Source organism: Flavobacterium frigoritolerans (genome assembly GCF_025847275.1).
Taxonomy (GTDB): domain Bacteria; phylum Bacteroidota; class Bacteroidia; order Flavobacteriales; family Flavobacteriaceae; genus Flavobacterium; species Flavobacterium frigoritolerans.
The window spans coordinates 68298-92926 of the sequence record NZ_JAOZEV010000006.1; the positions used below are offsets into that span (position 1 = coordinate 68298).

A 24629-nucleotide genomic window follows, 5' to 3' on the forward strand; every position below is an offset into this window, starting at 1 on the left:
TCCTAATTGTTTCCAAATTCTGGTTATACACTTGTATTAGAATTAAAAATAAATAATTATGAAAACTAAATTAAACTTGGCTATGTGCCTAATAGCAGGATTAGCGTTTGGACTTTCTGCAAATGCTCAAAAAACTGTAATTACTAAAGCCGCATTACCTGTAAATGCTCAAACTTTTTTAAAAACCCATTTTGCAGGACAAGAACCTACTTATATAGTTGAGGATAAAGAAATGTTCTCTAAAGATTACAAAGTTCAGTTTGCTACTAATCTAGAAGTTGAATTTGATGGAAAAGGAAATTGGGAAGAAGTAGATGGTAATCATCAGGCTATTCCTATAACTATAATTCCAAAAAAAATCGTATCTTACATAAATACCCATTTTGCTAATACAGCAATAACCAAAATTGACAAAGGTGCTTGGGGTTACGAAGTAAACTTAAGCAACGGTTTAGAGTTAGAATTTAACTCTAAAGGCAATTTTATAAGAATCGATAATTAAGAATCAATAATTTAATACTTTTAATCATGAAAAAAATAATCTTATCCGGCTTTATTGCCTTAACGCTTTTATTTTCGGCAACATCTTGTAGTAGTGATGATGATAATAATGATTATGAATCTATAATTAGCGCTAAGGATTTACCTCAACCGGCAACAACATTTGTTACCTCATATTTCCCTACTGCTACATATAAACTAATAAAAAAACAAAACATTCCCGATTCTGATGGTTCTGTATATGATGTTTCACTGAGTAATAATTTCGAAATTGATTTTGATGTAAATGGAAATTGGGTTGACATCGATGGAAATAACCAAGCAATTCCTGTTGAATTAATTCCTGAAAAAATCAATACTTATGTAAAGGAAAATTATCCTAGTCAATCAGTAACATCGATAGATAATGAAAAAACGCATATCGAAATAGAACTTTCTAATAATCTGGAACTTGTATTTGATCTTGAAGGAAATTTTATTCGAATAGATAAATAAGAATTTGATTAAAAGTAAAATACCGTCTCTAATTATGAGGCGGTATTTTTTTTATTGTTTCTATTTATAAATCAAGTATTGCTTTCTCATTTTTTTGAAGGCTTGTAAACCTTCTTTCCAGCTATTTCTTATCTCTTTTTCTGAGATTCCTGCTTCAATTTGTTGCTGTAATTTTTCATTTCCTGCTCGTATTGAAAACTTTCTTTTGTCAAAAAACTTAGATTTATCCGATGTTGTTTGGTATGCCTTAATCAACCATTTGATTTCTAGTTTATCTATTTTAGGAATTGCCGATAAATCCTCTCCATTACACTCTACTCCATTATATAGAGGGTCTTTATCCCCAAAATTAGGCTTGGGAGTAAATGCAAAATCGCTTTTTGGTAAATAGGGAGATCCATAAATCTGAAATTGTTTTTCGGTTCCACGTCCCATGCTCACGTTAGTTCCTTCAAAAAGACATAAGCTAACATATAAATTAATAGATTGGTCATTAGGCAAGTTTGGAGAAGGTCGTACAGGCAAACTATAACTCATACTTCTGTCATAATTCAAACACGGGATAACAGTCAACTCACATTGAATTCCATCTTTTAGCCATTTTTCTCCATTAATCATCTTGGCTTCTTCACCTAGAGTCATTCCGTGAAGCAAAGGAGTTCTGTGCATTCCTATTCCGCTTTGAAAAGCAATATCCAAAACAGGTCCATCTACAATACCTATATTTGGATTTGGGCGATCCATAACTATCAACGGAACATTATTCTCTGCACATGCTTCCATTATTCTGTGCATTGTAGAAACATATGTATATAACCTTGTCCCTACATCTTGTAAATCAAATATCATGACATCAATTCCTTTCAATTGTTCAGAACTAGGTTTGTTATTTTTTCCATAAAGAGAAACAATAGAGAGGCCTGTTTTTGTATCTACTTCATCTGACACATGCTCACCTGCATCGGCAGTACCTCTAAAACCATGTTCTGGTGCAAAAATGGTTTTTATCTTTACCTTCTTTTCAACCAAAAAATCAACAAGATGGGTTTTCTTGTCAATAATACCTGTTTGATTGGTTACAATACCAACGGTCTTCCCTTTCAATAAAGGTAAATATTCCGTATAATTTTCTGCGCCTGTTTTTATTTTTTGCGCAAAAGAAACTGTTGTAATTAAAATACAAATCAATATTAGTTTTTTCATAATTTTTATTTTTTCGCCATGGATTAAAAGTTTTTTTTCACGCAGATTCTGCAAATGTTGTCTGTTTTTTTCTCGCAGATTCTGCAGATTCTGCAGATAATCACAGATTATAAAATTTAAATTAAATCTGTGTGAAACAAAAATCTTTTTTAATCCTTTAATCTGTGGTAACTCTACTTACTTACTCATTTATTTGTTTCCAGATTTTCGGGCAAAAATCATCTTTATACATTAATCTATTGGTTCTGGTTGGGTTTACACGATTAGTAAGAATAATCAAAAACCTATTATTATTGGGATTTAAAAAGAAAAACGTTCCTGTAAATCCTGTATGTCCAAAATCATTTTTCTTATAAAATTCATCTGGTTTTCGTTTATCAAAACCAAGCCCGCGATAAATTCCTTTTTTGGTAAGAGGTGAATTTGTAAACTCTCTAACCACCTTTGCTTTTAGAATTTGTTTTCCATGATACTTTCCTTTATTAAGTAACATTTGGCATATTACCGAGATAGATTGTGCATTTGCAAATAGCCCTGCGTTTCCCGAAACTCCTCCTAAAATGGCTGCTGCTTCATCATGTACATATCCTTTAATAGTATCCTTTCTAAAAAAGTTATCAATTTCAGTTGGTATCACTTTTTGCTCTGAAGTCCATTTCAGCGGATTATATCCGATTTTTGAAATAACTAATTCACTATAAATTTCATTCGCTAGTTGATCCAACTTTTTTCCTGTTTTTGTCTCCATCATTTGTTGCACAAGAATCAAGTTTAAATCGCTATACAAATACTTACCACGAGGATTGGTATTGGCTACAGCTATTTTCTCATATCCCGTTTTATAAAATTCAGGATTCAACCACATATTTTTATAAACTTGCACATAATTGTCTTTTGGTTCGAAAGAAAGGTAGTTGGAATCATAAACTATATTCTTGTTTACATACATATTATCAAATAAATCAGGATAATTTTCTGATTTTTGGCTGCTTAACAACGGTAATCCATCTGATGTAGAAAGTAGGCTTTGATAAAAAACAATGCCTGATTTTAGTCCCGTAGTATGTGTTAATAATTCAAAAAGAGTTAAATCGGCAATGGCTGTATTTTTGTAAATGCTAACTACATCTCCCAGTTTATCTTCTAAGTTTATTTTATCTTCTCCAACCAAATGCATTGCCACTAGAGTTGCTCCCAAAACTTTAGACATAGAAGCCAGATCGTACACATCGTCTGTTTTAACTAATTCTTTTTTTGAGTAATCATGGTAACCATAATTTTTCAAAATAAAAACAGAGTCTTTACTCCCCACAACAATTTGTGCTCCCGGAAAAAATTCTTTTTCGAGTGCATTATTTACCATCGAATCGATATAAATTTCATTTTGCTTTGTATCAAAAGACTTTTTTGAGTTCTTTAGGGAATGGCAACTAATCCCTAAAAGGATCAAAAAAACAAGTACGATTCTGACTCCTATTTTTTTCATTCTTTTAAGGGTTAATTCTTAAATCCTGCCCAGCCATAATTGGCTCGTTATTTGTTCCTGTAATCATAATTTTAACTGCTTTTACAGGTTGTTTCGGATAGATTGAGGCATTTCCATAATCAAAAATATCTCCTTTTTCAAAATCAACTCCGTTATACGAGTATTCAACATAACCATCATTTACAATAAATCTTGGGTGATGCGGAATTCCTGTTAACACATCGATTTTTGAAGAAACAACAGGATTAGTGAAAGTGTATAAAATCCAGTCTCCACTTACACACGGAACATCTGTACGCAAATAGGTTTCTATATTATAATCTTCTAATCTTGATAATGGAAATTTCGGATTCTCGACCATTGATGAGGTTACTTTTACCTCTGGTTCCATATAAGGTGAACAATTGAAGTTTACTTTCGCTGCAGATTCTTTTGCTTCTTTATTTTCAACAGTAAAATCCAAACGATAATTATTTTTATCGTTGTAATTTTCAATCACAAATCGCAAACGAGGTTTTGACTTCAGTGTTTTTTCTTCTGAATAGGTTTGTATTAATTTATCATTTTCAAAAAGTGAAACTGATTTTACTATTCCACTTGCTGTTCCGTCGGCTGTTGGATTAAAAGTTAGGTACCAAATCCCACTTTTATCGACATGCTCCGAAATATTCTCCGAAACAATTAAAGTTTCAACTTTTGATGTATTCCAACTTGCTACTGGCAGCTTCTCTACTTTTACTGCTGGGCTTGCTGCATCTTCATTAAAAAATGTACGGAATTGATATTGCTCATACTCTTTTGTCTGAATTGGATTTGTATATAAAGGCGATTGTCTTGTTGGTTCATTTCCTTGCGCATCATAACGTACAACAGCTCCTTCATAAGGTGGTGTTACTGTAATGATTCCACTTTTATAAATTGCTGTTGGAGGAAAATCTCTAAAAGCGATTCCCATATTAGCCAAACGCTGTAAATGACTATTGGTTAATCTTCCGTAAAAATTATCCCAATTTTTATCTTCTTTTTTAGACCATCCAATTTCTGACAAAGCACTAATTCTTGGATAACTTTGGTATTCTACAAATCGTGTTGGGCGATCCAAATATTCGCTCCACAAAGCGCCTTGAACTCCTCTTATCAGTTTTTGTTGCTCGGGTGTTAAATCATTATCTGGAATTGGCTCAAACGAATAAGCTCTTTTTGTATCTGTAATTGCTGCCCAGCGATGACCGCGCTCATTTTCGGACTGTGCCATATCAAAATATAAATATTGACCCGGAATCATTATTGTTGAATATCCTTTTTTAGCCGATTCTATTCCGTAGTTTATTCCCTGCCAAGCTAAGATTTCTGTGTTTGGACTCATTTCTCCTCCTTTCAATATTTCATTCCAACCTGCCGCTTTTTTATGGTATTTTTCTACGATTTTCTCCACACGTTTAAAGAAATAATTCTGAAGCTGGAACGTATCTGTATAGCCTTCTTTTTCCATCAACGCTTTACATTTTGGGCAATGTTCCCAATTGGCTCTGTTTACCTCATCGCCTGCTACATGTATATAATCAAAAGGAAACATTTCTGAAACTTCTCTAATTATAGAATCTAAAATTTGATAGTTTTCTTCACGCCCCACACACCATACATTTTTTACTTCTCCCTGTACACTTTTTGTTTCTTGTGTCGTAACACAACCTATTTCTGGGTACGCTGCTGTTACTGCGCGAGAATGTCCCGGAATTTCGATTTCTGGCATGATTGAAATTCCACGTGCTGCTGCATACGCTACAACTTCTTTCATATCAGCTTGGGTATAATACCCTCCGTAGCGTTTGTTTCCTGAACCGTATGATGGCAACAATACTTCTCCTGGACCTCTCCAAGCTCCTTTTAAGGTTAAGTCTGGCATCGATTTGATTTCGGCTCTCCAACCGTTATCATCGGTAAGATGCCAATGAAAAATATTCATCTTATGTGCTGCTAACCAGTCGATATAATTCTTAACTGTTTGCTTGTCAAAAAACTGTCTTGATACATCAAGCATCATTCCGCGCCATTCAAAACGAGGATAATCTTCTATTTTTACAAATGGTATTGTTCCTTTTTTTACCTCTTTGGCAGTACAAATCTGCAATAAGGTTTGAAGTCCATTTAAGACTCCATTTGAAGATTTTCCTTTTATTACAACTCCTTTTTTAGTTACGCTCAATTCATAACCATCATTTGGAAGATTTATTTTTTCATCTACTAAAAATGATATTCCCTCTTTTTTATGCCCTTTCCCAATAGTAACAATCGGTTTAATTCCTGTATTTCTAAAAAAATCACTTCCTATATAATCTGCACTATTTTGTATTTTTTTGTCTACAAAAATTTGTACTGATGAAGGAATTACAAATGTTCCTTCTTTCTGTTCTATCTTTACTGGCTGCGGAATTATATCGAGTTTCTGAGCTTGTAATATATTCAGGGAACTCAGGAAAACTGCGATTAGTAGCATACTTTTTTTCATCTTTTCTGGTTTTTTGTTTTGTTAAAATTGTATTGGAATACTTTCCGTTTGTGTGGTACTCAAAGCGGTAATAGCATATATATAGTTTTCAAAATTAGCATTTGGTACTTCTAATTTTGTTGCTGTGGTTACGTAGTAAATATTCTCTGGATTAGAGAAATCGGTTATTTTTCCTTTAGGAAATCTATAGATCACATATTTTTTATTGTTTAATCCTGCCTTCCAAGTAAGTACCCCTTTATCTCCTTTTTGAGTAATGGACGTACTTATTGGTGGTTCTGGTTTTATCCTTGTAATTCTATTTGCTTCTGGTGTTAATGCAATATATTTATATTGTTTTTCGATAATAGGTTTTCTAAGTGTATCTCCCATTCTTTTAAAAACATTTGCCGTAAAATGCATAGAACCGTCTATCAATGGTAAGTTTCTAATCATTTCTATTTGCTTCACAATTTGATCTGGACTTCTCCATTCTATGTCTTTAGATGTTTTCGAAATCTTATACTCCCCATGACCGATATAAACATTTGCTCCATATTTATGTTCTGCCCACCATTTTGCCAAAACTTCAAAATTTGCTCTATCAAAACCAATATGCCAATACAGTTGAGGTGCTACATAGTCTATCCAGTTTTCTTTCTGCCATTTTAAAATATTAGCATACAAATCATCATAATTTGTAGCTCCTGCCACAGTATTTGATCCTTCTGAATCTCTAGCTATATTTCGCCATACTCCAAAAGGTGAAATTCCGAATTCGACCTCTGGTTTATTTGCAATTATAGTATCTCTTATTTGCTTGATTATTAAATCAACATTGTCTCTTCTCCAATCGTCTTTGTCTTTAAATTGTCGAGGTTCTTTGGCAAATGCAACCTGATCCGGAAATTCTTGCCCTACAATTTTATATGGATAAAAATAATCATCCATGTGTATTGCCTGAATATCATAATTTCGAACTATTTCGCCCACTACTGAGGCTACAAAATCTCTGGTTTCTTTGTAACCTGGATTAAAATATCTGGTTTTTCCGTAAGTAAGGAATAACTCTGGTTTCTTAAAATACAAATGTGTTTTTGCTAGTACATCCTTGGTTGTGTCTTTTTGTACACGATACGGATTTAGCCAAACATGCACACTCATTCCTCTTTTTCCTGCTTCATCTATCATTAACTGCAAGGGATCAAAACCTGGAGCAACTCCCTGAGTCCCGGTTATCCAATGTGATGCTGGTTCTTTTGTCGATTTATAATAGGCATCTGCTGTAGGGCGAATTTGAAAAATTACAGTGTTCAAATTATAAGATCGTAAATTATCCAAAAGCGTTATCATTTCTGCTTTCATTTCTTTATCAGAAAGTCCTGGTTTTGATGGCCAATCTATATTATCAACGGTAGATATCCAAGCGGCCCGCATTTCTCTTTTTGCTGGTTGTTGTCCAAAAAGATTGGCTTGAAACAGCAACACTAGAATTAAAATTTTTAAGTTTTTCATAAATTCTATTTTTGGTTTGTTAATATATTTTAATCTTTAGCGGAGGATTTAACCGCAAAATTCGCAAGGGTTTTACGCTAAGCTCGCAAAGGTATTAATCTGTTTAATCCTTTAATCTGTGGCGGAAAATAACCCAAAACTCTTAACATAATTTGGAACGTGTAATTTTTTTTTCACGCAGATTTGGCAGATTAAGCAGATTTAATTTGTGCAATTGTTTCGCGAAAAGCTCCATAATATTTGTCTATAATAGATCCCTAACAGGTTTAAAAAAAACTGTTAGGATAAACTTACTCCAGCAAATAAATTCCTCCTTCTATTAGCGATGTCCAAACTTTTCCTTTATCATCAACTGAAAATCCATTTACACTTGAACTTCCTAAATTAATTTGTTTCATAATTTCAAATTTTTTAGCATCTACAATTACAACTTCTCCTTTTCGGCTTCCTATATATATCTTATTGTTATTTTCAAATATTGCTGCAGGATTGTGTTCGTATCCAAGTTTTAAATCCAAAACCTTACTTTGATTAATCAAATTTTCTTCGGTTAATTCCAAATTATCATTAAGTGGTAATCTCAAAAGTTCCCCATTCATTGTTTTCGCATAAAACCATTTTCCGTCTTGACTTTCTCCCATAGATTCTCTAACTTTCCATTTGGAGGTTCTTAAAAGTGTTTTGCCTGTTTGCAGTTCTAAAATTGTTAAGAATCGTTCGGGGGTAACAAAATAAAGTCTATTTTTTGACGACACTACATTTACGTTTCCTGCTGAATACAAAACTTGCTTTTCATTTCCGTTATTCCATTTCCAAATAAGTTCTCCTGTATTTTTATTTAGACAATAAAGATTGGTATCCCATGCTCCAAAAATAATTTTATCATCTTTTATTAAAGGAGTTCCTTGCGAATACGATTGTGGTAAATTATTCTTCCAGATTACCTGACCACTAACGGCATCTATGCAAATAAAAGCAGTTGAACTTGCTGTATAAATTTTATCATTTTCAGCAATTGGTGAACCTACCAATACTCCGCCAACTGGAATACTCCATTTTTGTTTACCCGATCCTTTTTCAAATCCTAACAGGTTTCCTTCTATTGTACCGATTACAAGATTGTTTTTTACAACTATTGGGGAAAAATAAATTGAATTTCCTGTCTCTATTTTCCAATTCTGTTTTTTATTTTTCAAATTAATCGATTGTATCTCACCAATAGAATTAGTAAAATAAAGGCTCTTTTTATCAAAGCATGGAACACTATAAATAGATGCAATGTCTTTTATGAATGGCGGAAAATTAGTTTCTAAATTATCTTTTGGAATTTCAATTTTTGAAGGTTTAGTGGGAACTGAGAAATTAAAAACACCTGGTTTATCTATCATTTTCTGATAAACACTAATACTATCGTTACTGATGATTACCTCGTTATAACTTCTTGTTTTTCCATCGCGCGAGGTAATAGATGCTCCCATAATTCCACTCAATCCTGAGAAATCATATTTTTTTAAGGTATGTCCATGACCACAAAAACTAGCTACAGTGGGATACTTTTCTAAAACAGATAGGACTTCTTTATAATTACTAACACTATTATCTAGTGGGTAATGTGCAAAGTTCAAGACTTTTTTATTGCTGTTTTTAAGACTGTCCTTTAATGTTTTATCTAACCAAAGAACATCTTCATGTTTTACAAAACCATCTCCCATTTTCATATATGGCCCACACGGAAATCCTATAAAAAGATAATCTCCTTTTGAGAAGACAAACCGATCATTGCCCCATATTTTTTTATATGTCAAACCAGCACTTTCGCTCCAATTTGTTTCGTGATTTCCTGAGATTACGTAATACGGAATTTTCAATTTAGCCAGAATAGAATGTACTTGTTTTAGTTCATCATCTGCTCCTCGATTCGTAAGATCTCCTGTTACGACAACAAATTCATTATCCGAATTATTGATTTCTTTTATAATGTTTTGCAGTAAAAAATCATTTTCGTTTCCTACAGAGACATGTAAATCGGTAAGCTGTACAAACTTAATATTTCCTGATTTTTCTATCTTTTGAGAAAACCCTGATGCGATTATAAAAAGCAATAATATTATGGAGAATGAATGTTTCATTGGTTTATTTTTTACTTTATTTTGAAGCAAATTATATTGTGGTTACGTTGTGTTAGACGCACTGCGGTGCGTCTCTACGATACATCTTTGTGTTTTTCCTCTCGCAGATTTAGCAGATTCGGCAGATTTAATTTGTGTAATTGCTTCGACCGTTTACTGTTAAAAATCTTTTAATCCTTTATGTTAGACGCACTGCGGTGCGTCTCTACACTGTACGTCTACAGAAAACCTTTGTCTCTCTGTCCCTTTGAACCTTTGTCCCTATCCTAAAACCCTATTGAAAAAATTATCAAAAAACAGCAATTGAAATTTTAAAGAGTTTTCCCAATATTCGATATTATGTTTTCCCGGACGCTCTATATAATCATGATTTATTTTTAGACCTAGCATCTTTGTATGAAGTTCTCTGTTTACATCAATAAAAAAATCATCTACGCCACAATCGATAATAAGTTTGAGATTATTATTTTCTACTAATCCTAGCATATTTACAACGGTATTTTTATCCCAATTCTCAGGAAATTCTGTTATTGAGCCTAAACGTTTTTTGATATCCCACTTTTCAGGAAACGGACGAAAATCTACTCCTCCACTCATGCTTCCTGCTGCTCCAAACACTTCTTGATGCTTAAACGAAAGATACAATGCTCCATGTCCGCCCATACTAAGTCCCGATATTGCTCTACCTTCACGACTTGCAATCGTTTTGTACTTTTTGTCTATAAAAGGAATTAATTCATCTATTATATAAGTTTCATATTTATAAGTGGGATCAATTGGACTATCAAAATACCAACTTGAAAAATTACCATCAACTCCTATTACTATAAAACCATATTTATCAACCTGTTGCCCAACTTCTTTAAAGCTTTTTACCCAAGTTGCATAATTTCCGCTATACCCATGAAGCAGATAAACCACTGGTAAATTTTTCTTTCTTTTTTTATAATTATCAGGAACTATTACACATGTTTTTATGTTTTTATTCATCGAAGTACTAAACACCTGTATAGTGTCAATCTTAGCTGCTTTTGCCGAAAAAAATATGAAAACTAAGAGGAATATATAGATTGTTTTTTTCATAGAATTATGGTTTCTTTTGGTTAAAAAGAGGCAATAACTTTTCTTCAAAATGTATGAGAATTTTTATTTCTGATACATTTTGACAAAAAAATATAAAATTAGATTCAAGAAATTTATCTCAAACAATCTCTCAAAATCGTCACTGGATGCATTGCTTTTCTATTGGTTCCGTCAAAAATCTGATGACGGCAACTTGTTCCTGCAGCCGCAATTGCTGTTGTTGATTCTGTAGCACGAATTTTCGGAAACAAAGTATCCTCTCCCATTTGCATACTAATTTCGTAATGCTCTTTTTCATAGCCAAATGAACCTGCCATACCACAACAACCTGAATTATAAATGGTAACCGAACTATTTTTAGGCACATTTAGCATTGCAAAAGAAGCTTCGACAGTACTCAATGATTTTTGATGACAGTGTCCGTGAATTTTTATTGTTTTCTCTACATCCGAAAATTGTCCGGAATGAATTTTTCCTTTTGTTATTTCTCTTTTAAAGAACTCTTCGATAGTAAATGTATCTTTCGATAATTTTTCGGCACTTTCTTTGTCTTTTGCCAATCGAATGTATTCGTCTCTAAAAGTCAATATTGCAGATGGTTCGATTCCTATCAACGGTGTGTTTTCTGAAATTAAATCCTTGAAGATACTCACGTTTTTATTGGCTATATCTTGTGCTTCTTCCAAGAATCCTTTGGATATAAAAGCCCTTCCACTTTCTTCATGATCTACTACAATCACTTCGTAACCTAATCCTGTTAACAATTCGTAAGCATCTATACCAACTGGAACATCATAATAATTGGTAAACTCATCACAAAAAAGATAGACTTTCCCGTTTTCTAAAGAATTACTTCTTGTTGCTTTTTTATTTTTTTCGTACCATTTTCTAAAAGTCGTTGGTGCTAATAATGGAACTTGTCTTTGAGATGCTATTCCCATACCTTTTTTAACCAAAGCTAGATTGGCTATAAAATTTGTCATGGAAGGCGCGATACTTCCTAACTTATTCAGTTTGGAATTGAACGCAAATATTTTATTACGAACAGAAAATCCGTTTGCTTTTTGGTATTGGTATAAAAACTCCGATTTTAAAGTCGCTACATCTACATTACTTGGACATTCGCTTGCACAAGCTTTACAGCTCACACACAATTCAAATACCTTATATAATTCTTCGTGGTCGAATTTATTGTCTTTCTCTGAATGGGTCAAATATTCTCTCAGTGCATTGGCTCTGGCACGAGTCGTGTCTTTCTCATTTCTGGTAGCGCGGTAACTTGGGCATAAAGTTCCTCCTGCCGAAGGTAATTTTCGGCAATCACCCGAACCGTTGCATTTCTCGGCAGCACGCAAAATCCCCATGCTATCCGAAAAATCCTGAATTGTTTTAATATCTGGCTCAACTCTCCCCGCTTCTACACGAAGGTTTTCATCCATCTTAAAAGCGTTCACAATTTTTCCAACATTTAAAATTGTATCTGGATCAAAAGCTTTTTTAATTCGTTTTAATAATTCATAATTTTTATCTCCTATCATAAAAGGTAAAAACTCTCCACGAACTATTCCGTCACCGTGTTCTCCACTTAGTGATCCTCTGTATTTTTTTACCAAAATAGCCACTTCGGTAGCTATGTTTCTAAATTGGTGTAATCCTTCTTTTGTTTTTAAATTTAAAACAGGACGCAAGTGTATTTCTCCTGCTCCTGCATGTGCATAATAAATAGCACTTTGCCCATGACTTTCCATCATGGCAGAGAAATCGGCGATATAATTAGGTAAATCACTTAGTTCTACTGCTGTATCTTCAATAGAATCGGCAGCTTTATCATCGCCTACAATACTCCCTAAAAGCCCCAATCCTGCTTTTCGTAATTCATTTATTTTATCAATATCGGATCCATAAATTTTAGGCAATGCATACCCGAAATTATTTTCCTTCAGCTCTTTTATCAAAGCATCCGCCTGTAATTCGGCATCTTCTATACTGTGATGTGAACCCACTTCCATCATAATAACGGCCTTAGGTTCTCCTACAATAAAAAACCTGTTTTTGGCCTGTTCTCTATTGGTTTTGGTACAATCTAATATCGTATCATCCATCATTTCACAAGTGTACAAATGATGTTTCATAGCTGTAACCACAGCCTCTAAACTTTCTTGAATAGTATGAAAATGTGCCACAACCATAACATTATTTGTTGGTGGCAAATCATCTACTTTCAGTGTAATTTCTGTAGTAAACGCCAAAGTCCCTTCACTTCCGCAAAGTAACTTCCCTAAATTTATTGTGTTTTCTGTGCCTGAGAACAGTTCTGATTTTAATAATAAATCGATCGCATATCCTGTATTTCTTCGGTGAATTTCTGGCTTTGGAAATTCTTTTACAATCTCTTCCTGATTTTCTTTATTCGAAAGTTCCTCGTAAATTGCTTTGTAGATTTTACTCTCTAGCGAATCTCCTTTTGTCTTTTCTATAAATTCTGCTGAAGACATTTCTTTAAATACAACAGTGCTGCCGTCACTTAAAATAGCTTTTATTTCGACTATTTTATCTCGGGTAACTCCGTATCGTATAGATGTTGTTCCTGATGAATTATTTCCTACCATTCCTCCAATCATGCATCGATTTGTTGTCGATGTATTGGGGCCAAAAAATAAACCATGAGGTTTTAAATACAAATTCAGTTCATCTCGAATTACTCCGGGTTGAACTGTTATCGTTTTTTTTATAGGATCAAATGCTACAATTTTGGTAAAATGCTTAGAAACATCTACAATTATCCCGTTACCCACCGTTTGTCCTGCCAAAGAAGTTCCTGCTGTTCTTGGTGTTATTGAAATTTTATTTTTTGCTGCAAAGCGAATAATTTTAACAATATCTTCTTCTGTCTTTGGAACTGCCACTGCGACTGGCATTATTCTATAAGCAGAAGCATCAGTAGCATATAATTTTTTATGAAGCTCGTCATAAAAAAGAGTTCCTTCTAATGAATCGGATAGTTGTTGTAATTGAAGTGAGTCGGACATTTAATTGGTACTATTGTTTTTTTAAAAATACGAAATAATTAATCTCCATTATTGTGTTACAAGTTTTTTTTTGGCTCTACAGCTTTGCAAGATTAAACCTAACAGATTTTAAAAATTTGTTAGGTCTGTGGCACAAAATCTTGCAGGATTATAATCCTACTTGGAAATTAATATTTTATTAATCGAAATCTGGTTGTTAGTAAGAAAAACGCTTAAAAGCTTCAATCGCTTCATATTCGGCAAGACCTAAATCATCATATAGTTTTGCTGTATTCTTATTGCGTTCTTCGGCTCGTACCCAAAATTCTCTAGAATCGTTTCCTTGAAACATTACTCTATCTTTTTGAGATTGATGGTACAAAATGGCATGTCTCTTAATAGTTACTTCGTCTGGACTCAATGGCACTGCCATATCTATTTCATGTATATCCCATTCGTGCCAAGCTCCTCTGTACAACCATAGCCAACAATCGTACATGTATGCTTCTGCTTTTAATTCCTTCATTGCTGCAAATATAGCATTCAGACATACTTCATGTGTACCATGTGGATCTGCCAAATCTCCTGCTGCAAATACTTGATGCGGTTTTATTTTTTCAATAATATCTTTAACGATTGCAATATCCTCTAATCCTAAAGGGTTTTTCTTTATTTGACCTGTTTCATAAAAAGGAAGATCTAGAAAATGAGTATTCTCATCTTTTAAACCAATATATCTTGTGGCTGCATACGACTCACGTCTTCTTATCAACCCTTTTAACTTTCTAACTTCTAATGAATCTACTTGATTCTCTGTCTTATTATTTAAAAAATCAATAACTGTTGAGAAATTAACTCCATCGATCTCTTTTCCTATAAAATCGTTACATACTTCTGCAAATTTTAATGCTTCATCATCTGTAACTGCTATATTTCCTGAAGTTTGATATACCACATGCACATCATGCCCTTGTTTTATTAATTTAGAAAATGTTCCTCCCATAGAAATCACATCATCATCTGGATGCGGACTAAAAAGAATTACTCTTTTCTTTGCTGGATTAGCTCTTTCTGGTCTATGTGAATCCGAAGTATTAGGCTTCCCTCCTGGCCAACCTGTAATGGTGTGTTGCAAAACATTGAACATATTAATATTCAAATCATATGCTGAACCTTCTTGGGCTAAAAGGTCTGACATCCCATTATTGTTATAATCTCTATCGGTAAGTTTTAATATCGATTGTTTGGTTTCTTTACATAGCCAAACGATTGCTTTGCTTTTTAATTCTTGTGTCCAAGTGCATCCACCAACTAGCCATGGTGTTTCAAAACGTGTTAATTCAGATGCTGAAGACTGATCTAATACAAAAGTAGCGTTAGAATGGTTTTGTAAAAATGTGGCAGGAACTTCTGAACTTATATCTCCTTGAATCGTTCTCTTGATAATTGCAGCTTTATTTTGCCCCCAAGCCATCAAAACAATTCTTTTTGATCTAAGAATCGTAGAAACCCCCATTGTAATTGCTCTTTTTGGAACGTTATCAATACCATTAAAATCTGATGATGCATCGACTCTGGTGATATGGTCTAATGTTATAATTCTGGTTCCTGAATTAATATGAGATCCTGGTTCATTAAAACCTACGTGCCCTGTACGTCCAATTCCTAACAACTGAAAATCGAGCCCTCCGGCTTCTTTTATTTTCATTTCATAATCAACACAATACTGATTAAGCTCTTCTAAGACAACTGTTCCATCTGGGATATTTACATTTTCAGGCTTAATATCTATATGGTTAAACAAATACTGATGCATGAAATAATGGTAACTCTGACGGTTCTCTTTGGTCATTGGATAATATTCATCCAAATTAAAAGAGATTACATTGTAAAAACTAAGACCATCTTCTTTATGCATTCGAACCAACTCTTCGTATACTTTTATTGGTGATGAGCCTGTTGCCAGACCAAGTACACAAGTTTCATTCTTAGTTTGTTTTGAACGTATTAATTCGGCTATTTCCTGAGCAACTGCTTTTGAACCTACAATTGAGTTATCAAAAATCACATTATGATTTTTCTCAAATCGGGTTTCTTCAAATTTACCAGGTATGTCGTAAGCCAAAGAAGTATCGGTTTTCATAATATATGTCTTAGTTAAAAAATTAGTTTAACAAATATATACAAAAAACAAAACGAATACATTATTTTGCATTATTTAACAAAAATAAATTCAAATACCGTAAAATAACGCAGAAAATATTGATTGAATTTCAAATTACAATACAAAAACCCCAGATTTTCTATATTCTTCCAGCCTTAAATCTTCTGGATCTAAATTAGTAACGATAGTATCTAGCTGACTAAGTTCGCAAACCACGTGCGGCATTTTTGTATTCAATTTATTTGAAGAAAACATAGAAACTACTCTATCAGAGGATTCTATCATCGCTTTTTTAACAATAGAAACTTCGTAACCTATCTCTGTCAGCCCTTGTTTTACATTAATGCTACTAGCTCCTATAAAACAAATATCAGCTTTGATCTTAGACAAAACTTGTATCACATCCATACCTATAGTAACCATTGCATTTTTCTGCATTTTCCCACCTATAAATATCAAATCAATATTTGGGTGCTGGGATAGCTGCATTGCTATTGGCAAACTATACGTATATATAGTAGCCTTCAAATCTGAAGGGATTAGCTTTGCAAAAACCAAATTAGTACTTCCTCCACTCATTATAATAACTTGTCCATCATGCAATAATGATAATGCTTTTGTGACAATTTTTTCTTTTTCCTCCTCGGCTGTTATAACAATATCAAAAACATTCGCAGACTTTTCTGTAACTTGTATTGCACCACCATAAACTTTCTCAAGAAGATTCTTGTTATCTAATTCATTCAAATCTCTCCTTATCGTATCTTCTGATAAATCTAGCGCCAAAGCCAGATCTGTCGTAACGACTTTTTGATCTTCAAAGAGTCTAGTCATTATGTATTTATGTCTTTCAGCTTTTAGCATTTTTTACAAATTAAAATTTTAGCACAAATATATCAAATATTTCAATTCAAAAGCAGACGATACCTCAACAACTGCAATAGTTTGCATATTTTAATATAAAAAACAAAAACAGAAGTCATAACGAATCAAACATGCATTATTTTGCGTTATTTTAGTTAATTTTTGAAAATAATTACAAAATACTGCATTTATATGCAATAAATAAATATATTTGCTCAACAACCATTAAAAAAACCAAATTATCATGAAAAAATTATTCCTTATTTCATTGTTGGTTTTGTTCATTCAAGTAACATTTGGGCAAACGAAAACAATTACTGGAACTGTAAAAAACAAAGCGGATGGGATTCCTATACCGGGAGTTAGTGTCCTTATTCAGGGAACTGCAAATGGTAGCTCAACTGATTTTGATGGAAACTACAGTATTGCTGTATCACCAGGACAAAGCCTTAGCTTTAGCTATATGGGATTTGAAACCAGAGTGATCAAATTTGAAGGACAGCAAAAGCTCAATGTTGACCTTTCAGAAAGTACTTCTAAATTAGACGAAGTAGTAGTCGTAGGATTTTCTTCTCAGAAAAAAGCCAATCTAACAGGTGCTGTCGCCTCTATTGATGTTAGCAAAACACTAGGAAGCAGACCTGTAACCGACGTAAGCAAAGCATTACAGGGTACTACTCCAGGAGTAAATATTAGTTTTAACTCAGGAAATATCAACCGTGCAGCTAACATAAACATTCGTGGTGCTGGAACTATTAATGGTTCTGACGCTCCTCTTATATTAGTAGATGGTGTTCCAACTGACTTATCGCTTATTAATCCGAATGATGTAGCAACGATGTCTGTACTTAAGGATGCTGCTTCGGCTTCTATCTATGGAGCTCGTGCTGCTTTTGGTGTAATCCTTATTACCACAAAGGGAGGTAAAACTGGAGAAGGAAAAGTTAGATTTTCTTATAGCGGAAACACTGCCTTAAACAACCCAATTTCTACACTAAAATTCCTAGACCCTACAGAAGAAATTCCAGGGTTAATTGCAGCAGCAACTCGTACTGGTAGTGTACCAGAATTTTTTGGTGCAAATTACAGCACAATGCTTCCAAAAATTAAAGAATGGAAAGAAAAATACGCAAATAACCGTACTAGCAATGAAATGGTTTATGGCGAAGATTGGGAAATTATAAATGGAGCTCCTTATTTTTACAGAGTTTGGGATGCTAATAAAGAATTGTATGCTAGCAATGCCGTTCAAACTTACCACAATTTCTCGGCACAAGGTAATCTCGGAAATAATAGCTCTTTCTTTGCTTCATTTGCCCTTACTGACCAAAAAGGAATGTTAAGAGTTAATCAAGAAACTAGAAAGAGAACAAACATCAATTTAGGATTCACAACAAAATTAGCCGATTGGCTTACTGGTGATTTCAAAGTAATGACTATCCGCAATACTTATGAAAGTCCTTTTAATTATTATGCAGGTGCTGGTACAGATGATACAGGATTTACTGGTTATCTTGGTTATGCACTTCGCTGGGGACAATACACACCTAATTTTGGTACTTACAGAGGATATAATTTCCGTACTGCCGGAGGATATTTATCTAATGCTTCTATGAATGAAAATGACCAATACAACAACAGATTAAGTGCTAAATTTACTGCTGAAATTGTAAAAGATTTTAATTTAATAGCCGAAGTAAGCAGTGTAACTGATTATTATTCAAGAAAACAAAACGGAGGTAAATTTCAAGCTTGGGATAGCTGGTCATCTATGCCTTATGACGCTACAACTATACAAACTGCAGTACCTACTACTCTTGAAGCAGGGAATGATTTTGTAGCGCAATCAAAAGCGGAAACAAAAACAAATGTGGTTAACATCTATGCTAACTATAAAAAACAATTCAACAATCACAATCTTAAATTCTTAGGTGGTTTTAACTCGGAGTGGCAAAATTTCTCACGTACTTATGCCCGAAGAAATACTCTTTTAGACAAATCTAAACCAGAATTTAACCTTGCAGTAGGAGAACAATTTGTTTCTGGAGCTGCAAATAGTACTTTGAATCCAGCTGAGACAACTTATTCTATTGCAGGTTTCTTTGCTCGTGTTAATTATGATTACAACGGAATTTATTTATTAGAATTAAATGCTCGTTATGATGGTTCTTCTAAATTCCCAACAGACCAACAATGGGGATTCTTCCCTTCGGCTTCTGTAGGATATAGAATCAGTAATGAAAAATTTATGGAAAGCACACGTGGTTGGTTAAATGACCTTAAGTTGCGCGCTTCTATGGGGGCAATTGGAAATCAAAACATTGGAAACAATGCCTTCTTATCTGTATTAAATGCCACAAACCCTTCATGGATAAATAGCGGAGCTGTATTACCTCCTTCTACTGGCTTACCAACTAATGTTGACCCATCATTAACTTGGGAAAAAGTATATACAAAAGATGTAGGTATCGATGTTAGAATATTTGACATGCTTGGCGCTTCATTTGACTGGTACCAACGCGATACAAAAGGAATGCTTGCTCCAGGTATAACACTTCCTGGTTCATTTGGTCAAGCTGCAGCTCAAACCAACTCAGGAAATATGAGAACTAGAGGTTGGGAATTGGCTTTGAATTTCAACAAACAAATAAACGAAAACGCTTCTGTATTTGTTGACCTTGCTTTATCTGATTATAAATCGGTGGTAACTAAGTGGAATAATAGTACAAAATTATTATCTACTTATTATGATGGATATGAAATTGGCCAGATTTGGGGGCTTACAAGTGATAGATTACTACAATCTAACGATGTAATAACTGATAATGGTAAAACTGTAAACGGAATCGACTATTCTAAAACAATGGGTGGTAATTTCAGATACGGAGCTGGAGATGTACATTATGTAGATACAAATGGCGATGGTGTTATCTCTCGTGGAGCTGGAACTGCAGACGATCATGGAGATTTAAAGAAAATTGGTAATACTACTCCTCGTTATAAATACGGAATAACATTAGGTGGTAAATTCCATGGATTTGACATTTCTGCTTTCTTCCAAGGAGTTGGGAAACGTGATTATTGGGCTGCTTCGGATGTTGTATTACCTTTTTATCGTTCACCTCAACAAATGTATGCAAACCAAGCTGACTATTGGACACCTGAGAATACTGGTGCCTACTGGCCTAACCCTTATTCTGGGGATGAAACAGGTGGTTTTGGTGGAAGTACTACTGGTAGAAATAACTTCATTACTCAAACGAGGTATTTACTTGATATGTCTTACCTACGTCTTAAAAACTTTAGTCTTGGCTATTCTTTACCAAAAGAATTCATTAAAAAAGCTGGCTTAGAGAAGGTAAGAATATACACTTCGGGTGAAAACTTATTGACTTGGGCAGATAGCCGTCTTCCTATAGATCCAGAAATTAATGAATCTGAAATTTTCTGGGGAAGAAGTTACCCTTTTACAAAAACATGGTCTTTTGGTCTTGAGCTATCTTTTTAATACTAACTATTCAAAATTTTAAAATGAAAAAATCAATTATAAAATCTAAATTACTACTGATGTTTGCTACTGCCTTTGTAGCAACTGCCTCAGTTAGTTGTGACGACTATCTATCAGACGACCCTGCAGATAAATTTACAAATGAGAACTTTTGGCAATCAGAAGACAATGTGAAGACATTTTCATGGATTAATTATGATACTTTTTATGGTTACGGAAATGGTGTAACAATCGGACTATCCTCTTTTTACTATCACGGAAGTGATTCTAAAATAGATGATAACCTATCCGCTTTTACTTTTCAGCAAATGCCAATTACAGCATCGCCTACCAATATTTATTCCTGGAATGATTATTACATACTTATTCGTCGTTGCAACTTAATGCTGGAAAAAATACCCACTGTTCCTATGCCTGAGGCAAAAAAGAATCATTATATAGGAGTAGCTAAATTTTTTAGAGCCTATACCTATTTCCGTTTGGTGCAAAAACTGGGAAATGTACCTTATACTGATAGATATTTATCTCAAAATGATCCTGCAGTTTATGCTCCAGCAAAACAAAGAGCAGAGATTATCGATAAAGTTATTGCAGACTTAGAAGAAGCAGCTGACCTGTTGCTTCCTGTAGATGATAAAAATGTTACTGTTAATAAATATACTGCTTATGCAGCTTTAAGCAACGTTTGTATCTATGAAGGAACGTATAGAAAATACCATTTAGGTCAAGACGGAAGTGCTTATCTTAACAAAGCCAAAACTGCTTCACTTGCTGTAATTAATAATGGGGGGTATAAATTAAACACTGATTGGAAATCTCTTTACAACTCTGTTGAATTGGCTGGTAATACAGAAGTGATACTTGCAAAACGTTATTTAACAAACGTATTAATGCACTCCCTTCAAAACTATACAAATTCATCAACCATGCAATATGGTTTAACAAAATGGGCTGCTGATAGTTATGTAACAACAAATGGATTACCGATACAACAAGCAGGAAACACTCAATATACAGGTGATGACAACGTTACAAAAACTTTTGCCAATAGAGATCCTCGTTTTGGTAAAACTGTAAATCCTGCCAATTATGGATATAAAGGAAAACCTTTTAGTGCTGCTGCATTGACTTCTATGTCAGGATATGTGCTTGAATTATACAACAACCCTGCAACAACAGGACCTGATGTTACAACTGGCGGACGTAATTATACTGATGCTCCAATATTTACATTAAGCGAAGTATATTTAAATTATGCTGAGGCTTGTGCTGAACTTGGTACTGCTACAAATACCGATCTTGATATGTCTATCAATAAAGTACGTGCTCGTGCTGGTATAGCTGCTTTAACTACAGATGGAACTAATGCATCTGCAGGAGGAATACAAATTAATGACCCAAGAAGAACTTCAACTTTAGAGCAAATCTCTGGCTCTGTAAGTCCTCTAATCTGGGAAGTACGCCGTGAGCGCCAAATTGAATTTATGAGTTGGACAACAATTAGACAAATGGATATTTACCGTTGGAAAAAAGGAGATTACCTTGATACTTCAAAAAATCCAGATGTAAATCTTGGAGCAAGAATAGGTACTCCAGTTGGATCACAAACTATCGTAGATGCTAACGGATATATAAAAATATACCCAACAAGTACAAGAAGCTTTGAAGCAAAACATTACTTAATGAATATCCCTACTAATGATATTGATTTATATAAAGCTCAAGGTGTTGAATTAAAACAAAACCCAGGTTGGTAATTCGTAATTACTAAATCTGATAAAATAACAAACTACCTCTGGACTTAGATATCCCAGAGGTAGTATTTTAAAAATTATATATTCGTACCTCGGAAATATAAATGAAATGATCTGACGAGAATAAAATTCCTAGTCTGAAATCTCAGATAAACATTACCTTTAATTAACTACAACCAACAACATCAATCAAGAAATACAGAATACCAATCAAACAATAATAAAAAAACTTTATTTAGTTAATTTCGGCCTTCTAACTTTTAAAAAGCAAAATAAAATGATAAAATTCATAGCAAAAAGTGCTCTTTTTATAGCAACTGTATTTTATATTCCATCCTATTCAAATACATTTCAGCCAGTTGCAAAAAACAACACTATAGAAATCAATAACCCGATTATTAAAACCGGAGCTGATAATTATGAAAAATACCTGCCTTTATTAAAAGATAAAAAAATAGGAATCGTTACGAATCAAACAGGAATTTTATCTAACAAAATGCACTTGGTAGATTTCTTATTAGAGAAAAAAATTGCTGTTCAAACTATTTTTGCTCCTGAGCACGGTTTTAGAGGAACGGCTGATGCTGGCGAACATGTAGTAGATGCAAAAGATTCTAAAACAGGGTTATCTATTATCTCTCTTTATGGAGACAATAAAAAGCCAAAAGCAGCACAATTAGCAGGAATCGATCTTATGATATTTGATTTGCAAGATGTTGGAGCACGTTTTTACACTTACATCTCTTCTTTACATTATGTTATGGAGGCTTGCGCAGAAAATGGAATTCCACTTATGATACTTGACAGACCCAATCCTAATGGCGCTATTGTAGATGGACCGCTTTTAGAAAAAGAATTCACAAGTTTTGTAGGCATGCACCCTATTCCGTTACTTCACGGAATGACTATTGGAGAATATGCTCAAATGATAAATGGAGAAAAATGGCTTAAAAATGGAATTCAATGCAAATTAACCGTTATTCCTTGTGTAGATTATAACCGAAATATGGAATATAGCTTACTTGCTAAACCATCTCCAAATTTACCAAATGACCAATCCATAAACCTATATGCAAGCTTGTGTCTTTTTGAAGGAACAAATGTGAGTATGGGACGTGGAACCGAAAAACAATTCCAAATTTATGGTTCTCCTTTTTTAACAAAAACAAATTTTAGCTTTACACCTAAACCAAATTTCGGAGCTAAAGATCCACTATATAATGGAAAAGAATGTTTTGGAGAAGATTTAACAACTTACCCTAAACTAACTCAATTAGAACTAAAATGGTTAATTAAAGCCTATCAAAATACCAGTGATAAAACGAAATTCTTCAATCCTTTTTTCACAAAACTAGCTGGAACAAAAAAATTACAACAACAAATTGAAAGCGGAATTTCTGAAAATAAAATTAGAAAGACTTGGCAAAAAGATTTAGAAGCATTTAAAAAAATGCGCATGAAATACCTAGTTTATTAAATCAATCAATGCCCTTATTTATTCCCGAAAAATCAGACTGGAATTCAATGAAATAAAGACATTGAAGGCGTCTTCAAAAAATAAAAATTAAAAAAAAATCAGTTAAAAAAATAAAAAATGGCAAAAATAAATCCAGATACAGAAAGAGAATCTCTTTATTCGAACTTAGATAAAATGAGTACTAATGAATTACTCTCAAGTATAAATAATGAAGATAAAAAAGTAGCCGATATAATTGAAAAACAAATTCCTAATATTGAAAAATTAGTAGATACTATTGTTTCTAAAATGAAACTTGGAGGAAGACTATTTTATATCGGAGCTGGAACATCTGGAAGAATTGGTATTCTTGATGCTTCTGAATGCCCTCCTACCTTTGGAGTACCAGACAATTGGATTATTGGTATCATAGCAGGTGGTGACTCAGCTATCAGAAAAGCAGTAGAAAATGCTGAAGACGATATTAATCAGGCTTGGAGAGATTTATCTGCTTACGACATTTCGAGTCTGGACGTAGTGCTAGGAATTGCAGCTTCTGGGAACACTCCTTATGTTATTGGTGGATTAAAAAAAGCAAGAGAAAACAATATCATTACAGCTAGCATTTCGTGCAATAGTGCCAGTCTGATATCAAAACAAGCAGATCATCCTATTGAGTTGATTGTAGGTCCAGAATTCCTTACCGGAAGTACAAGAATGAAAGCTGGAACATCTCAAAAATTAGTCTTAAACATGATTTCAACATCAGTTATGATTAAACTAGGAAGAATTTACGGCAACAAAATGATTGACATGCAATTGTCTAACAAAAAACTAGTACAAAGAGGTGTTGAAATGATTGTAGAAGAACTTCAGATTGATGAAAAACTAGCCTCTGAATTATTAAAAAAACACAAAAGTGTTAGAGCAGTTTTATTAGCTGAGAATAAAAATCTAGAAATTTAAAAAGCAAAC

15 protein-coding genes are annotated in these 24629 nt (G+C 33.6%); 6 read left to right on the top strand and 9 right to left on the bottom strand.

Annotation, left to right across the window (positions count from 1 at the left end; all coding sequences use genetic code 11):
- The first annotated feature begins 58 nt into the window (after positions 1-58).
- The gene (locus tag OIU80_RS09740; RefSeq protein WP_264286824.1) at positions 59-502 is read left to right on the top strand and encodes a PepSY-like domain-containing protein; all 444 of its coding nucleotides are present in this window, start codon (positions 59-61) and stop codon (positions 500-502) included.
- 26 nt (positions 503-528) lie between these two features.
- Positions 529-996: a PepSY-like domain-containing protein gene (locus OIU80_RS09745; protein ID WP_264286825.1), complete on the top strand. Its 468-nt coding sequence runs from the start codon at positions 529-531 to the stop codon at positions 994-996.
- A 60-nt stretch (positions 997-1056) separates the two neighbouring features.
- Here the strand turns inward: OIU80_RS09745 and OIU80_RS09750 are convergent, their stop codons facing one another.
- From OIU80_RS09750 to OIU80_RS09790, 9 genes are all read right to left on the bottom strand, one after another.
- Positions 1057-2199, bottom strand: a complete 1143-nt coding sequence (locus OIU80_RS09750) for an exo-beta-N-acetylmuramidase NamZ family protein (protein WP_264286826.1) — start codon at positions 2197-2199, stop codon at positions 1057-1059.
- Between the two features lie 181 nt (positions 2200-2380).
- A complete protein-coding gene (locus tag OIU80_RS09755; protein ID WP_264286827.1) occupies positions 2381-3685 on the bottom strand; it encodes a serine hydrolase domain-containing protein in 1305 nt (434 codons plus the stop codon).
- 4 nt (positions 3686-3689) lie between these two features.
- On the bottom strand, positions 3690-6194 hold the full coding sequence (locus OIU80_RS09760; RefSeq protein ID WP_264286828.1) for a beta-N-acetylhexosaminidase: 2505 nt from the start codon (positions 6192-6194) through the stop codon (positions 3690-3692).
- Between the two features lie 21 nt (positions 6195-6215).
- Positions 6216-7688: a glycoside hydrolase family 10 protein gene (locus OIU80_RS09765; protein ID WP_264286829.1), complete on the bottom strand. Its 1473-nt coding sequence runs from the start codon at positions 7686-7688 to the stop codon at positions 6216-6218.
- Positions 7689-7978: 290 nt separating this feature from the next.
- Positions 7979-9817, bottom strand: coding sequence for an outer membrane protein assembly factor BamB family protein (locus OIU80_RS09770; protein ID WP_264286830.1), 1839 nt, complete (start codon positions 9815-9817; stop codon positions 7979-7981).
- 261 nt (positions 9818-10078) lie between these two features.
- Positions 10079-10900 (bottom strand): alpha/beta hydrolase, encoded by an 822-nt coding sequence (locus tag OIU80_RS09775; RefSeq protein WP_264286831.1) that lies wholly within the window; start codon positions 10898-10900, stop codon positions 10079-10081.
- Between the two features lie 113 nt (positions 10901-11013).
- A complete protein-coding gene (locus OIU80_RS09780; protein ID WP_264286832.1) occupies positions 11014-13929 on the bottom strand; it encodes an FAD-binding and (Fe-S)-binding domain-containing protein in 2916 nt (971 codons plus the stop codon).
- A 196-nt stretch (positions 13930-14125) separates the two neighbouring features.
- Entirely contained in the window at positions 14126-16051 is a 1926-nt protein-coding gene (nagB, locus tag OIU80_RS09785) for a glucosamine-6-phosphate deaminase (RefSeq protein WP_264286833.1), read from the bottom strand.
- Between the two features lie 135 nt (positions 16052-16186).
- Entirely contained in the window at positions 16187-16936 is a 750-nt protein-coding gene (locus OIU80_RS09790) for a DeoR/GlpR family DNA-binding transcription regulator (RefSeq protein WP_264286834.1), read from the bottom strand.
- A gap of 244 nt (positions 16937-17180) precedes the next feature.
- Here OIU80_RS09790 and OIU80_RS09795 point away from each other — a divergent pair, with 244 nt between their 5' ends.
- The 4 genes from OIU80_RS09795 (at position 17181) to murQ (ending at position 24620) form a co-directional block, all read left to right on the top strand.
- Positions 17181-20444 carry a SusC/RagA family TonB-linked outer membrane protein gene (locus OIU80_RS09795; protein WP_264286835.1) on the top strand — a complete coding sequence of 1088 codons (3264 nt, stop codon included), beginning with the start codon at positions 17181-17183 and terminating at the stop codon, positions 20442-20444.
- A 23-nt stretch (positions 20445-20467) separates the two neighbouring features.
- Positions 20468-22201: a RagB/SusD family nutrient uptake outer membrane protein gene (locus OIU80_RS09800; RefSeq protein WP_264286836.1), complete on the top strand. Its 1734-nt coding sequence runs from the start codon at positions 20468-20470 to the stop codon at positions 22199-22201.
- A 274-nt stretch (positions 22202-22475) separates the two neighbouring features.
- Positions 22476-23675, top strand: a complete 1200-nt coding sequence (locus OIU80_RS09805; protein ID WP_264286837.1) for an exo-beta-N-acetylmuramidase NamZ family protein — start codon at positions 22476-22478, stop codon at positions 23673-23675.
- A 117-nt stretch (positions 23676-23792) separates the two neighbouring features.
- A complete protein-coding gene (murQ, locus tag OIU80_RS09810) occupies positions 23793-24620 on the top strand; it encodes an N-acetylmuramic acid 6-phosphate etherase (RefSeq protein WP_264286838.1) in 828 nt (275 codons plus the stop codon).
- Positions 24621-24629 lie beyond the last annotated feature (9 nt).

Coding starts and splice junctions, on each gene's coding strand:
- OIU80_RS09805 (WP_264286837.1), top strand. CDS start 22,476: ATGATAAAATTCATAGCAAAAAGTGCTCTTTTTATAGCAACTGTATTT.
- OIU80_RS09745 (WP_264286825.1), top strand. CDS start 529: ATGAAAAAAATAATCTTATCCGGCTTTATTGCCTTAACGCTTTTATTT.
- OIU80_RS09795 (WP_264286835.1), top strand. CDS start 17,181: ATGAAAAAATTATTCCTTATTTCATTGTTGGTTTTGTTCATTCAAGTA.
- OIU80_RS09790 (WP_264286834.1), bottom strand. CDS start 16,936: ATGCTAAAAGCTGAAAGACATAAATACATAATGACTAGACTCTTTGAA.
- OIU80_RS09750 (WP_264286826.1), bottom strand. CDS start 2,199: ATGAAAAAACTAATATTGATTTGTATTTTAATTACAACAGTTTCTTTT.
- OIU80_RS09775 (WP_264286831.1), bottom strand. CDS start 10,900: ATGAAAAAAACAATCTATATATTCCTCTTAGTTTTCATATTTTTTTCG.
- OIU80_RS09780 (WP_264286832.1), bottom strand. CDS start 13,929: ATGTCCGACTCACTTCAATTACAACAACTATCCGATTCATTAGAAGGA.
- OIU80_RS09760 (WP_264286828.1), bottom strand. CDS start 6,194: ATGAAAAAAAGTATGCTACTAATCGCAGTTTTCCTGAGTTCCCTGAAT.
- OIU80_RS09740 (WP_264286824.1), top strand. CDS start 59: ATGAAAACTAAATTAAACTTGGCTATGTGCCTAATAGCAGGATTAGCG.
- OIU80_RS09755 (WP_264286827.1), bottom strand. CDS start 3,685: ATGAAAAAAATAGGAGTCAGAATCGTACTTGTTTTTTTGATCCTTTTA.
- OIU80_RS09800 (WP_264286836.1), top strand. CDS start 20,468: ATGAAAAAATCAATTATAAAATCTAAATTACTACTGATGTTTGCTACT.
- OIU80_RS09765 (WP_264286829.1), bottom strand. CDS start 7,688: ATGAAAAACTTAAAAATTTTAATTCTAGTGTTGCTGTTTCAAGCCAAT.
- murQ (WP_264286838.1), top strand. CDS start 23,793: ATGGCAAAAATAAATCCAGATACAGAAAGAGAATCTCTTTATTCGAAC.
- nagB (WP_264286833.1), bottom strand. CDS start 16,051: ATGAAAACCGATACTTCTTTGGCTTACGACATACCTGGTAAATTTGAA.
- OIU80_RS09770 (WP_264286830.1), bottom strand. CDS start 9,817: ATGAAACATTCATTCTCCATAATATTATTGCTTTTTATAATCGCATCA.